The sequence below is a fragment of the Variovorax sp. FW301-JW7 genome, from assembly GCF_058788795.1.
The window spans coordinates 167,467-180,430 of sequence record NZ_JBYTBC010000001.1; the positions used below are offsets into that span (position 1 = coordinate 167,467).

Consider the following 12,964-nt stretch of genomic DNA (forward strand, 5'->3'; position numbering starts at 1 on the left):
CATGAACGCCCCACTTGAAGCGGCCGCACTCCGACGGCCCGACTACCAACTTTCCGACAACCTCTGGGCCGATGCCGGCTCGGTCTTCCTCACCGGCACGCAGGCGCTGATCCGCATCCTGGTGATGCAGAAACAGCGCGACGCGGCGCGCGGCCTGCACACGCAGGGCTTTGTGAGCGGCTACCGCGGCTCGCCGCTGGGCATGGTCGACCAGGCCATCTGGAAGGCCGGCGAGCGCTTCAAGAAGACCGGCATCCGCTTCGTGCCCGCCGTGAACGAGGAACTGGCCGCCACGCAGGTGCTGGGCACGCAGCGCGTGGAGTCCGACCCCGAACGCACGGTCGATGGCGTGTACGCCATGTGGTACGGCAAGGGCCCGGGCGTGGACCGCGCGGGCGACGCGCTCAAGCACGGCAATGCCTACGGCTCGTCGCCGCACGGCGGCGTGCTGGTGGTGGCGGGCGACGACCACGGCTGCGTGTCGTCGTCGATGCCGCACCAGAGCGACCACGCCTTCATGGCCTGGCGCATGCCCGTGATGCAGCCCGCGAGCGTGGCCGAGTACCTGGAGTTCGGCCTGTACGGCTACGAGCTGTCGCGCTATTCGGGCGCGTGGGTCGGCATGGCGGCGCTGTCCGAGATCGTCGAGAGCGCGGGCACGGTGGACCTCGATGCGGTGAACACACGCGTGGCCGCCTGGGAAGACGCCGATGCCGTGCGTGCCGCCACCGGCCATGCCGCGCCGCCTGACGGCCTGCACTACCGCTGGCCCGACCTGCCGTCGCTGCGCATCGAGTCGCGGCTGGAAGACAAGCTCGCGGCCGTGGCCGCCTTCACACAACGCAACAGCATCGACCGCCACGTCATCGTGAGCCCGCACGCCAAGGTGGGGATCGTCACCTGCGGCAAGGCGCACCACGATTTGATGGAGGTGCTGCGCCGGCTCGAACTCTCGCCCGATCAGCTCGCGCGCGCCGGGGTGCGGCTGTACAAGATCGGTTTGAGCTTTCCGGTCGAGCAGACGCGCCTCAAGGAGTTCGCGCGCGGGCTCGGCGAGATCCTCATCGTGGAAGAGAAGGGCGCGGTGGTCGAGACGCAGCTGCGCGACATCTTCTACAACGCGCCGCCCGAGGCGCGCCCCGTGCTCGTGGGCAAGCACGACCACGCGGGCCAGCCGCTGGTGTCGGCGCTCGGCGAGCTGCGGCCTTCGCGCCTCATCGAGCTGGTCGCGCACTGGCTGGCCGCGCACTTTCCCGAGAACCACGACCTGGGCGATCACCTGCAGCATGTGCGCGACTTCACGCCGCCCGAACTGCTGGCCAACGCGAGCGATGCGGTCAAGCGCCTGCCGTACTTCTGCGCCGGCTGCCCGCACAACACCAGCACCAAGGTGCCCGAAGGCTCGACGGCGCGCGCGGGCATCGGCTGCCACTTCATGGCCAACTGGATGGACCGCAGCACGGCGGGCCTGATCCAGATGGGCGGCGAGGGCGTCGACTGGATCTCGCACGCCATGTTCACGAAGACGCCGCACGTGTTCCAGAACCTGGGCGACGGCACCTACTACCACTCGGGCTACCTCGCGATCCGGCAGGCCGTCGCGGCCAAGGCCACGCTCACCTACAAGATCCTGTTCAACGACGCGGTCGCGATGACGGGCGGCCAGCCGGTCGACGGCGTCATCAGCGTGGACGCCATTGCGCGGCAGGTGGAGTCGGAAGGCGTCACCAAGGTGGTGGTGGTGAGCGATGCCATCCATCACTACGACGCCATCAAGAACAAGTTTCCGGCGGGCACCGAGTTCCACGACCGCGCCGCGCTCGACGAGGTGCAGCGCCGCCTGCGCGAGATGCCCGGCGTGACCGTGCTCATCTACGAGCAGACCTGCGCCGCAGAGAAGCGCCGCCGCCGCAAGAAGGGCGAACTGGCCGATCCCCCCAAGCGCCTGTTCATCAACGAGGCGGTGTGCGAAGGCTGCGGCGACTGCACCGTGCAGAGCAACTGCGTGGCCGTGCTGCCGCACGAGACGCCGATGGGCCGCAAGCGCAAGATCGACCAGACCAGCTGCAACAAGGACTATTCCTGCGCCAAGGGCTTCTGCCCCAGCTTCGTGGGCGTCACCGGCGGCAAGCTGCGCCGCAAGAGCGGGGCGCTCGCGGCCGGGCGCGATGCCTTCCTGCACCGCGTGGGCGCGCTCGCGCATCCCGCGCCGCACGCATGGACCGGCCCCTACGACCTGCTCGTGACCGGCGTGGGCGGCACGGGCGTGGTGACGGTGGGCGCGGTCATCGCGATGGCCGCGCACCTCGAGGCCAAGTCGGCCAGCGTGCTCGACTTCATGGGCTTCGCGCAGAAGGGCGGTTCGGTGCTGAGCTTCGTGCGGCTGGCCGACACGCCCGAGCGGCTGAACCAGGTGCGCATCGACACGCAGCAGGCCGACGCCATCCTCGCCTGCGATGTGGTGGTGGGCGCCTCGGCCGACGCGCTGCAGACCGTGCGGCACGGGCGCACGCGCGTGCTCGCGAACATCCACGAGATTCCGGTGGCCGAGTCGCTGCGCAACCCCGATGCGGACCTGCATGTCGACCTGCTGCTCGAGAAGATGCGCTTCGTCGCGGGCGAGGAACAGGTCGAGACCTTCGATGCGCAGAGCCTGGCCGAGGAGTTCCTGGGCGACACGCTGGCCGCGAACATCGTGGCCACCGGCTATGCGTGGCAGCGCGGCCTCGTGCCGCTGAGCCTCGAGGCGCTCATGCACGCGATCGAACTCAACGGCGTGGCCGTGGCGGCCAACCAGTCGGCGTTCTCGCTGGGGCGGCTCGCGGCGGGCGACCCGGCGGCGCTCGACCAGCTGCGCGCGGCACCGGTCGAGGCGGCGGCGCACCAGGTCGACGACCGCCCGCTGGAAACGCTGCTCGCCGATGCGTGCCGCCATCTCACCGGCTACCAGAACGCCGCATGGGCGCAGCGCTTCGAGCAGCGTATTCGCGCACTGCAGGCGGTCGAATCCGCCTTGCAGGGCGGCGATGCGAGCCTGCCCTTCACGCGCAACGCGGCCCGCAGCCTCCTGAAGCTCATGAGCTACAAGGACGAGTACGAGGTCGCGCGCCTGTACACCGACGGCGCGTTCCTGCAAAAGCTGAAGGACCAGTTCGAAGGCGACCTGAAGCTCGAGTTCCACATGGCGCCGCCGCTGCTCTCGCGCCCCGCGCACGGGCAGGCGCCCGCCAAGGTGCGCCTCGGGGGATGGATGTTGCCGGCGATGAAGTGGCTGGCCCACGGCAAGCGCCTGCGCGGCACGCCTTTCGACCTGTTCGGTCACACGGCGGAGCGCCGCACCGAGCGCGAGCTGATCGAGCACTTCGACCGCCTGTTGCAGGAGATGGCCACCGCGCTGACCCCCGACAACCAGCCGACCGCCGCACGCATCGCGGCGCTGCCGCTGTCGGTGCGCGGCTTCGGCCATGTGAAGCTGGCGAACCTGGATTCGGCGCGCCTGCGCGAGGCCGAACTGCTGCACCGCTTTGCGCCATCGCGCTACGCGAAGCCGGTGGACGCGCCCAGCGCCGGGCAGATTCGGGGCATCGCCATCGTGGCGAGTGCGCGGTAGCGGGCGCGGGTGGCGAGCGTGAGTTACTCGGATACGATCCTCGCCGAAGCACTCACTCCCGCCACACCCCGACGATCACAGGACCCATGCGCACCTTCCTCTACTACGCCTTGATGCTCCTGCTCGGATATGCCTGGTACAGGTACGGACAGAAGCTGCTGCGCAAGGGGTACCGCGATGAGAAGGGCGAACTCACCCAGGGGCTGGTCGGGCCCGTCGGATTCCTGCTGACCGCTGGCGTGACCTGCTACCTCTTCTTCGCCATGCTGCGCGCCCTGGTTCGCGGCGAAGTGCCTTGCGTCGGCAAGGGGTGCGCGGGGCAGGTCTACACCCTGGCGGCGCATGCAGGCGAGTACTGGGCCAACATGTTTTTCATCGCGTGGTGCGTCCTGGGCCTGGGCTACGCGATGTATGTGACGCTCAGGATCTGGTTCCGGGCTTAGCCCGCGCAGCCGGCTCCCGCGCCAGCATCTCGACCACCAGGGCAATGAACCACTGGTGCAGCGCCGAGGTCTCATGCCGCTCGTGCCAGACCAGTTCGACGGTGCGCGCCGGCGCCGCCACCGGTGGCGCCACGCGCTTCAGGCCCGTCATGCGCATCGTCTCCAGGCCCTCGGACCAGGGCAGCACGGCGATCAGGTCCGAGCGGCGCACGGCCTCGTAGGCCGCCGAGTAGTGGCTCACCGTGCTGACCAGGTTGCGCTGCAGGCCGCGGCTTTGCAGCACGCGGTCGTAGACGCCGCCGACACGGCCCGCCAGGCTCACGTCGAGGTGGCGTGCGGCCAGGAATTTCTTCAGCGGAATCTTGTCGAGCTTGGCCAGCGGGTGGTCGTTGCGCATGAAGCAGGCGAAGTCCACCGACCACAGCCGGCGTGAGCGCATGAAGCCGGGGCGCTGCACGTCGTCGTTGTAGGCGCCGATGGCGAAGTCGGCCCGGTTGTCGTCCAGCGACTGCCCGAAGTCCACCACCGTGCCGGGGTGGGTGTGCAGCCGCATGCCCGGCGCGAGGTCGCCGAGCCGCTCGAGCAGGCGGGGGGCGACGATGCAGGCCACGTAGTCGGTCATCGAGACCGTCAGGCGTGCGTCGCTTTGCGACGCATCGAAGCTCTCGCCTTCGAGCGTGCCCCGGATGGTGCGCAGCGACCGCGCCAGCGGCGCCCACAACTCCGTGGCGCGCCGCGTCGGGCGGATGCCCGCGCCGTTGCGCACGAACAAAGGGTCGCCGTAGGTCTCGCGCAGCCGGCGCAGCGCGTTGCTGACCGTGGGCTGCGTGAGCGACAGCTTGGACGCGGCGCGCGTCACGTTGCCTTCGTTCATGAGGGCTTCGAAGACCTTCAGCAGGTTCAGATCGGCGTTGCGGTAGTTCATGGACAGAAGAGTGGGCTGAGGGTATTGAAACCATTCATACGGTCAATGGAGCGGATTCAGCATATAAATTTTTCGGAATTGTGACGCGATCCTACGATCCCGTCATTCCTCACCGCCCCTGCCCCGGAACCCGGCAGACAGACCCCATGACCCAGACCCTCCTCGTCAAGAACGCCCGCCTGCTCGACCCGCTGAAGCCCGAGCTGCAGGACCGCCACGACATCCTGATCGAGGGCGACACGATCCGCGAGGTGTCCGACCGGCCGATCGTGGCGCGCGATGCGCGGGTCATCGACGCCGCCGGCAAGACCGTGATGCCCGGCCTGATCGACCTGCATGTGCACGTGGTGGCCGTCGACCTGAACCTGCAGCGCCAGGCGCTGATGCCCAACGTGCTGGCGACGCTGCGCAGCCTGCCGATCCTGCGCGGCATGCTGCGCCGCGGCTTCACGACCGTGCGCGACGCCGCCGGTGCGGGCGATGCGTTCAAGCAGGCGGTGCAGTCGGGGTTGGCGCAGGGGCCGCGCCTGTTCGTCTCGGGCCGCGCGCTGAGCCAGACCGGCGGCCATGGCGACGGCCGCGCGCGTTCCGACTACCTGGTGGCCAACGCCGTGTGCCCCAACTGTGCCCGCGTGGGCATGCTGGCCCGCGTGGCCGACGGCGTGGACGCCGTGCGCAAGGCCGTGCGCGAAGAACTGCAGATGGGCGCAGACCAGATCAAGATCATGGCCGGCGGCGGCGTGGCGTCGCCCACCGACCCGGTCGATGCCCTGGGCTACAGCGAGGACGAGATCCGCGCCATCGTCGGGGAAGCGGCGGCCCGCAACACCTACGTGCTGGCCCACGCCTACACCCCGGCCGCGATCCAGCGGGTGGTGCGCTGCGGCGTGCGCACGATCGAGCACGGCAACCTGGTCGATGCGCCGACCGCCGCGCTCATGGCCGCGCACGGCGCCTATGTGGTGCCCACGCTGGTGACCTACGACGCCCTCGCCAACGAAGGCGCGGCCCTGGGGCTGCCGCCCGCCAGCGTGGCCAAGGTGGAGGACGTGCGCGGCGCCGGGCTGCGCTCGCTCGAGATCTACAAGGCGGCGGGCGTGAAGATGGGCTTCGGCACCGACCTGCTGGGCGAGTCGCATCGGCTGCAGAGCGACGAGTTCCGCCTGCGCGCGCAGGTGCTGTCGCCGGCCGAGATCATCGCCAGCGCCACGCTCATCGGCGCCGAGGTGTTGGGCATGAGCGACCGGCTCGGCCGGCTGATCCCGGGCGCGCTGGCCGACCTGTTGCTGGTCGACGGCGACCCGATGCGCAACCTCGATTGCCTGGGGGGGCAGGGCGAGCGAATTCCCCTGGTGATGAAAGCCGGCGTGGTCGAGTTCGACGCGCTGTAGCCCGCCCCCCGAGCTGTTCAGACAACCCGCCGGATGCCTCCGGCCCCTTCAAGGAAACGACACATGCCCAAGCTGACGCAAGCCGTCTGGCGGTACCGCCACGACCAGATGGTCCGGTTGATGGACGAACTCGCCGTCGATGCGCTGGTGTTCACCACCGCCGACTTCTTTCAGTTCGCGACCAACTTCCACACCGACGTGCAGCCCTGGGAGCGGCCGATCTTCGCGGTGGTGCCGCGCCAGGGCGAGGGCTTCCTGGTCATGAACGAGCTGTCCACGAACCACATGCGCTTCTCGATGGAAGCGCACAAGGTGTGGATCACGGACGTGACGTTCTATGCCGAGCATCCGATGGTGAGCAACCGCCTGCCGCTCGTGTCGCAGCTCCCCGAGATCCTTGCCGAGCGCCTGAGCCGCGCCGGCCTGCGCCGCTCGCGCATCGCGCTGGATGCCGGCAGCGGCGTGATGGCCACCGTGCAGCGCCTGCTGCCCGACCTGGACGTGCGCGTCGCCACCGCGGAAGTGCGCAGCCTGCGTTGGCAGAAACACGCCGAGGAACTGGCCGTCATGCAGGCCATGGCCGGGCTGACGGATTGGCTGCAAGACCGCTACCGCGAAGCGATCAAGCCCGGCCGCCTGGTGCAGGAGATGGACTGCGCCATGGCCAGCCTGTTCGTGCAGGAGGCCGCCGAGCGCTTCCCCGGCGAGCAGTTCGAGGTCGTGCGCTGCTGGACGCTCAGCGGCCCGGCGTCGGCCTCGCCGCATGGCGACGGGGCCTCCTGCGGCGCGCGCATCCGCGAAGGCGACGTGCTGGTCAACATCGTGATTCCCCGGCTCAACGGCCTGACGATCGAGAACGAGCGCACCTGGTTCTGCGGGCGCCCCGACGAGCAGAAGAAGGCGCTGTGGACCGCCGCGCGCGACGCGACCGATGCGGCCATCGGCGCGGCCGTGACAGGCCGGCCCGTGTGCGCGATCGACGCCGCGGCGCAGGCCGTGATCGAGCGCGCCGGCTTTGCCGACTGCATCCGCCACCGCACGGGCCACGCCATCGGCATCGTGCACCACGAGTACCCGGAGGACATGGCCTTCAGCCAGCGTCCGCTGCGCGACAACGAGGTCTATTCGGCCGAGCCCGGCCTGTACGTCTACGGCGTGGGGGGCTTTCGCATCGACGACACGGTCGTGGTGGGCGCGACGCCGCGCGTGCTCACCGCCACGCCCAAGTCGCTCGAGTACGCCACCGTCGGTTGAGACCCCTCACACCTTTCGCAACCACCGACCTTGACTTCATCATGACCACCCGCCGCACCATGCTTTCCGCGTTGGCCGTTGCAGCCTCGCTGCTCGCCGCACCCGCTTTCGCGCAGGGCTTTCCCTCCAAACCGATCAAGGTGGTGGTTCCGCAGCCGGCCGGCTCGGGGCCGGACACCTTGGCGCGCACGCTGGCCGACGTGCTCGCCAAGAGCATCGGGCAGAGCGTCGTGGTGGAGAACCGGCCCGGCGCGAACGGCACGCTGGCCGCGGCCTACGTGCTCTCGCAGCCTGCGGACGGCTACACGCTGTTCCTGGCCGGCGTCTCGAACATGTCGTGGAACCCGCACCTGTACAAGTCGCTGGGGCACCAGCCGGCGCGCGACTTCACCGGTGTCGCCGTCATCGCCAACACGCCGTTCGTGACGGTCGTGTCGCCGAGCCTGGGCGTGAAGACACTGCCCGACCTCATCAAGATGGCCAAGGCCGAGCCGCAGCGGCTCAGCTTTGCATCCGCCGGCATCGGCAACTCCACCCATCTGGCGAGCGAGCTGCTGAAGTCGCGCACCGGCATCCAGATGCAGCACGTGCCCATCAGCGGCGCCGGCGGCCCCAACGCGCTGACCAGCGTGATGGCGGGCGACACGCCGGTCATGACGACCGTTCCCGCCGGCGTCGTGCCGCTGGTCAAGAGCGGCAAGCTGGTGCCGCTGGCGGTCACCGGCGAACGGCGGTTGCCACAGCTGCCCGACGTGCCCACGTTCAAGGAGCTGGGCATCGACATGGAAGTGCCCGGCTGGTACTCCCTGGTGGCGCGCGCGGGCGCACCCGGCGACGCGGTCGCGCGACTCAATGCCGAGATCAACAAGGCCCTGGACACGCCCGAGATGAAGGAGCGCCTGGCCGGCCAGATGCTGGTCGGCGTCAAGTCGACGCCGGCCGATGTCCTGAAGTTCACCCAGCGCGAGTCGGCCGCCTGGGGGCCCATCATCGATCGCCTGGGCATTGCGCAGTGAGTGCCATCGAGCCGGCTTCCTTCGAGGCGCTGGACCACGCGCTGCGGCGGTTTCCGGGGCACCGGCTGTTCACCGTGCTGGCGATCGACCCCAGCCTTGTCGCGTCCCGGCGCCTGTACACGAGCGACCCGGTGGCGTATCCGTGCGGCGGCACCAAGCCACTGCACCACGACAACGACTTCTTTCGCGAGGTGGTGCAGGGCGGCCGGGCGCGCATCTGCGTTGATCAGGAAGACTGCCGTCGCGCGTTCCCGGACCATGCGCTGATCGACGCGCTCGGCTGCCGGTCTGCCATCAATGTGCCGATCCGGCACGACGGCCGCACTGTCGGTTCCCTGAACCTCCTGCACCGGGAACACTGGTACCAGCCCGACATGGTGCCCGCGCTGATGCGCTTCGCCGAACAGGCGGCACCCTTGCTTCTTCGGCTTCGATGCGTTGAGATGCCCGCATGACGATCCCTCGCCGAACCTTCGTGCTGAATACCGCTGCATCGCTTTGCGCCGCATCGCTCGCCACCGCGGCGCGTGCAGTCGGCCCGGGCTACCCCAGCAAGCCGATCACCATCGTGTTTCCCTATGCGGCCGGCGGTGCCACCGACGCCATGACGCGCCAGGTCGCCGACCTCATGGCCAAGGCGCTCGGCCAGCCGGTCATCGTCGACGCGAAGCCGGGCGCCGGTGGGTCGATGGCGCTGCAGCAGGTGGTGCGCGCCCACGCCGACGGGCACACGCTGGTGCTCGTGGCCAGCGGAACGATGGCCGTCAACCCCTACCTGTACGACCTGAAGTACAAGCCGGTGGAAGACTTGGCGCCCATCACGATCCTGGTCGACATTCCCTTCGTGGTCGTGACGCGGCCGGACTTTCCCGCGCGCACCCTCAAGGAGTTCATCGCGCATGCCAAGGCGAATCCGGGGAAGGTGTCGTTCGCGAATGCCGGCGTGGGCACGCAGGCCCACCTCACGCAGATGATGTTCATGAAGGCGGCCGGCATCTCGGCCAACGTCGTTCCCTACAAGGGCGGCACCGGCGCCATCGCCGACCTGCTCGGCGGCCACATCGACGCCATGATCGACAACGCCGCCGCGCAGGTGGCGAACGTGCAGGTCGGCAAGGTGCGCGCGCTGTTCGTCACCACGCGCGAGCGCAGCGAATCGCTGGCCGGCGTGCCCACCGCGCAGGAGGCGGGGCTGCCCGGCTTCGTGACCTCGGGATGGTTCGGTCTGGCCGCACCCAAGGGCACGCCGCAGGCCGTCATCGACAGGCTCAACGCGGTGATCGTCCAGGGCATGGCGCGGCCCGAGGCACGCCAGCGCCTGATCGATGCGGGGTGGATGCCGGTTGGCAGTTCGCCTGGCGACGCAGCGGCGCGGGCCCGGGCAGACCTTGCGCGCTTTGGGCAGACGGCGCTGCAGATGGGGCTGAAAAAGGAATGAAGGTCTGCGGGTGAGTTGACTTTCGTCACTATCAGCCGGCGGCGCATGACCCTAACATGCGCGCCATGAGCACTCTTGCGCCGACCCGAGCGTCAGCCATCCTGATCGTGGACGACCACGACCTGGTGCGCCTGGGCGTGCGTGCCTTGCTCCAGGCGCAAGCCTCGCCCACCGGGCCGGCGGTCGAGGTCTTCGAAGCCAGCAGCATGGCGCAGGCACTGGCCGTGTATGAGCGCTTTCAGGCGAGCATCGGGTGGGTGCTGCTCGATCTGGCGCTTCCCGATACCCGCGGTCTGAGCGGCGTGTCCGTTTTTCTCCAGCGTTATCCGCAGGCCCGCGTTGTCGCGTTGTCGGGTGTCGGCGCCACGTCGCTGGCGCAAAGCGCCATTGCTCAAAGTGCGCTGGCACAGGGCGCCCGCGCGTTCTTGCCGAAGTCGGCCAACCTCAAGGAGGTGGTGAGCTTCATCCGTGCCTGCGGCCTGCTCGGGAGGGACGTGGTCGACGGCCTTCCAGGCACTTCCAGGTGGGTGGCCAGGGTGCCCTACCGTTCCGTCAGCGGTGGCCTGGGCGCCCTGACGGGAAGCCAGGCGCGTGTGCTGCAGATGATTCTCGAAGGCAAGTCCAACAAGGAGATCGCCCTGTTGGCCGAGTTGCGCGAAGGCACGGTGAAGAACTATGTCTCGACGATCCTCTTGCTGTTCGGCGTGCAGTCGCGGGCGGAACTGATCAGCAGCCTGCGCTGATTCACCGGAGGAGGTGCAAGGCGATCATCGAAGAAGAGACGAAAGAAGGGCCCCACTCATGAATGACGCTGCCCGATCGATGCATCAGGCCCCGGCGTCCGCCGACCTGGACCATCGGGTGCTCCGCGAGCACGTGGCCTCGGTGTATGCCGGGCACACGACGGTCACCTGCGCGCACATGGGCTTCGCCATTGCCATCGGCATCTTCGGGTACTTCAACGTCGATCCGATCCACCACCTGCTGGTAATCGGCATGGTCGCTGCCGTCGTGTCGATGCACCTGTATGCGTTGCTCGCGCCGCGGTGGACGCCGGATGTCCCCTTGTCCGAAAGCCGCCATTGGGCGCGCCGCTACACATGCATCGTCACGCTGCTCAGCGTGACCACGGCGATTCCATGCGCGTTGTTCCTCGTGCTCATCCAGAGCCCGGCGATGACGACCGTGGTGATCGTCGTGATCATGGTCAGCTGGACCCGGGCTGTTCAGGCCCGCTGGCCGCTCAAGAAGGCCATGTTCGGCTGCGGCATTCCGATGATGGGCGGGCTGATCCTTGCCTTGATCTGGCACGGTGGCGCGCTGCACGGGTTCCTGGCGCTTTTCGGCTTCGCGCATCTGATACTGACATTGCGCGAAGGGGTGAAGCAGAACCGGCGGCTGACAGCCTCCTTGATCCTGCGGTTCGAGAACGAGGCGCTGGCTGCGCAGTTGCGCGAACGCATCGCCGCCGTGGAGCGAGCCAGTGCGGAAAAGACCCGCTTTCTTGCCGCGGCCAGCCACGACTTGCGCCAGCCGATGCATGCCATTGCACTTTTCGGCGCAGCCATGGAAAGCGCACTGCATGACCATCCTGAAAGAAAGAATGCCGAACGCCTGATGCGCGCCGTCGACGCGCTGGGCTCATCGCTGGACACCATGCTCGATGTCTCGCATCTCGATGCAGGCGTTGTCGTGTCCGAACCGCAGGCGCTGGAACTCGATGCATTGCTTCTGGTGCTGAACCAGACCTTCGCCCCGCACGCCGAACAGAAGGGCCTTCAATTGCGCATACGTGCCAGCGGCATGTGGGTGCGCAGCGACATTCAGCTGCTGTTTCGCCTGCTGTCCAATCTGGTCGACAACGCCTTGAAGTACACCCCTGAGGGGGGCGTGAGCGTGGTCGCGCGGCGGCGAGGAGACACGGTGTGGCTGGAGGTTCGCGACACCGGCGTCGGCATTGCACCCGAACAGTTGAACCGCATCTTCGAGGAGTTCTATCAGGTCGACAACCCGGGCCGCGACCGCGCGCGTGGACTCGGGATCGGGCTGTCGATCGTCAAGCGCCTGTCGCACCTGATGTCTCACCCGATCGTGGTGCGCTCGCGACCGGGACGCGGCACGCATTTCCGCGTGGTCCTGCCGCAAGCCGAGGCAACGCTGGCGGCGCCAGCCGACCTGCTGCGCGATGAACTGGAGATGCCCAGGCATCGCAGCCGTGCGGCGCCGAACCTGCACGGCCCCGTGCTGCTGATCGACGACGAAGCGGAGATTCGCCTGGCCATGGCGGCGCTGCTGCGAGCGCATTCGGTCGATGTCGTGGCCGTGACCGACGAATCGCATGCGGTCGAAGCATTGACGCACCCGGACGCGAAAAGCAGTCCGTTCTCGATGCTCTTGTGCGACTACCGGCTGGCCGACGGGGGCGATGGACTCGAGGTCGGCCTGCGCCTGCTCGAGCGCTTTCAGCTCGACATTCCCCTGCTCCTGATCACGGGCGAGACGGCCCCGCAACAACTGCGGCGTGCACAGGCATCGGGGGTGCCGATGCTGTTCAAGCCGGTGAGCGCTGCCGCGCTGCTGCAGGCGATGGCGGAACTGACATCCGTCACGGGGCATGCACGGAGTCTTGCGCCAGCGACTCGGTACTTCAGAGACCCATCGCCGTTTGCATAGAAGGATTTTCGCGCCAACTTCAAAGTTGGGTGAGAAGAATAGACCGTGGAATTGAAGCTCAAATCTCCCTGTACATCCTCTCGATATTGGAAAGAGAAAGAGCCGTCTCATTTCAAGTCTCATGGTTCGAATGAGTCCTAACTGCCTCATAGCCAAATATCGATTTCCCATGCCTTTCCGGTCGGTGTGACTTTCGGCATGGGGAAATTTCCCC

Annotated in this window: 10 protein-coding genes; 9 read left to right on the plus strand and 1 reads right to left on the minus strand. The window is 68.1% G+C overall.

All coding sequences use genetic code 11. The features are described from left to right. The first annotated feature begins 1 nt into the window (after position 1). The gene (locus tag AC3WQM_RS00630; RefSeq protein WP_492676502.1) at positions 2–3,610 is read left to right on the plus strand and encodes an indolepyruvate ferredoxin oxidoreductase family protein; all 3,609 of its coding nucleotides are present in this window, start codon (positions 2–4) and stop codon (positions 3,608–3,610) included. Between the two features lie 86 nt (positions 3,611–3,696). After that, positions 3,697–4,053 (plus strand): hypothetical protein, encoded by a 357-nt coding sequence (locus tag AC3WQM_RS00635; RefSeq protein ID WP_492676503.1) that lies wholly within the window; start codon positions 3,697–3,699, stop codon positions 4,051–4,053. On the opposite strand, the gene AC3WQM_RS00640 is transcribed toward AC3WQM_RS00635, so the two are convergent. Beyond that, complete coding sequence (locus AC3WQM_RS00640; protein ID WP_492676504.1) at positions 4,031–4,978, minus strand: LysR family transcriptional regulator; 948 nt, start codon at positions 4,976–4,978, stop codon at positions 4,031–4,033. The two genes, AC3WQM_RS00635 and AC3WQM_RS00640, sit on opposite strands and share 23 nt — an antisense overlap. Before the next feature lie 146 nt (positions 4,979–5,124). On the opposite strand from AC3WQM_RS00640, the gene AC3WQM_RS00645 reads away from it, so the two are divergent. The 7 genes from AC3WQM_RS00645 to AC3WQM_RS00675 all read left to right on the plus strand — a co-directional run bounded on the left by AC3WQM_RS00645 (position 5,125) and on the right by AC3WQM_RS00675 (position 12,750). Continuing rightward, positions 5,125–6,369 (plus strand): metal-dependent hydrolase family protein, encoded by a 1,245-nt coding sequence (locus AC3WQM_RS00645; protein ID WP_492676505.1) that lies wholly within the window; start codon positions 5,125–5,127, stop codon positions 6,367–6,369. 63 nt (positions 6,370–6,432) lie between these two features. After that, positions 6,433–7,623: a M24 family metallopeptidase gene (locus AC3WQM_RS00650; protein ID WP_492676506.1), complete on the plus strand. Its 1,191-nt coding sequence runs from the start codon at positions 6,433–6,435 to the stop codon at positions 7,621–7,623. A 41-nt stretch (positions 7,624–7,664) separates the two neighbouring features. Further along, entirely contained in the window at positions 7,665–8,639 is a 975-nt protein-coding gene (locus tag AC3WQM_RS00655) for a Bug family tripartite tricarboxylate transporter substrate binding protein (protein WP_492676507.1), read from the plus strand. Further along, entirely contained in the window at positions 8,636–9,094 is a 459-nt protein-coding gene (locus AC3WQM_RS00660) for a GAF domain-containing protein (protein WP_492676508.1), read from the plus strand. The genes AC3WQM_RS00655 and AC3WQM_RS00660 overlap by 4 nt, the downstream gene beginning before the upstream one ends. Further along, positions 9,091–10,077 carry a tripartite tricarboxylate transporter substrate binding protein gene (locus AC3WQM_RS00665; RefSeq protein ID WP_492676509.1) on the plus strand — a complete coding sequence of 329 codons (987 nt, stop codon included), beginning with the start codon at positions 9,091–9,093 and terminating at the stop codon, positions 10,075–10,077. Before AC3WQM_RS00660 ends, AC3WQM_RS00665 begins: the two co-directional genes overlap by 4 nt. A 65-nt stretch (positions 10,078–10,142) precedes the next feature. Next, a complete protein-coding gene (locus AC3WQM_RS00670) occupies positions 10,143–10,820 on the plus strand; it encodes a response regulator transcription factor (protein WP_492676510.1) in 678 nt (225 codons plus the stop codon). Positions 10,821–10,878: 58 nt separating this feature from the next. After that, the gene (locus AC3WQM_RS00675) at positions 10,879–12,750 is read left to right on the plus strand and encodes an ATP-binding response regulator (protein ID WP_492676511.1); all 1,872 of its coding nucleotides are present in this window, start codon (positions 10,879–10,881) and stop codon (positions 12,748–12,750) included. The last annotated feature ends 214 nt before the right edge of the window (positions 12,751–12,964 follow it).

What these genes read in the sequence shown, in the direction of transcription:
- AC3WQM_RS00630 (WP_492676502.1), top strand. Translation starts at nt 2, where the DNA reads ATGAACGCCCCACTTGAAGCGGCCGCACTCCGACGGCCCGACTACCAA.
- AC3WQM_RS00635 (WP_492676503.1), top strand. Translation starts at nt 3,697, where the DNA reads ATGCGCACCTTCCTCTACTACGCCTTGATGCTCCTGCTCGGATATGCC.
- AC3WQM_RS00640 (WP_492676504.1), bottom strand. Translation starts at nt 4,978, where the DNA reads ATGAACTACCGCAACGCCGATCTGAACCTGCTGAAGGTCTTCGAAGCC.
- AC3WQM_RS00645 (WP_492676505.1), top strand. Translation starts at nt 5,125, where the DNA reads ATGACCCAGACCCTCCTCGTCAAGAACGCCCGCCTGCTCGACCCGCTG.
- AC3WQM_RS00650 (WP_492676506.1), top strand. Translation starts at nt 6,433, where the DNA reads ATGCCCAAGCTGACGCAAGCCGTCTGGCGGTACCGCCACGACCAGATG.
- AC3WQM_RS00655 (WP_492676507.1), top strand. Translation starts at nt 7,665, where the DNA reads ATGACCACCCGCCGCACCATGCTTTCCGCGTTGGCCGTTGCAGCCTCG.
- AC3WQM_RS00665 (WP_492676509.1), top strand. Translation starts at nt 9,091, where the DNA reads ATGACGATCCCTCGCCGAACCTTCGTGCTGAATACCGCTGCATCGCTT.
- AC3WQM_RS00670 (WP_492676510.1), top strand. Translation starts at nt 10,143, where the DNA reads ATGAGCACTCTTGCGCCGACCCGAGCGTCAGCCATCCTGATCGTGGAC.
- AC3WQM_RS00675 (WP_492676511.1), top strand. Translation starts at nt 10,879, where the DNA reads ATGAATGACGCTGCCCGATCGATGCATCAGGCCCCGGCGTCCGCCGAC.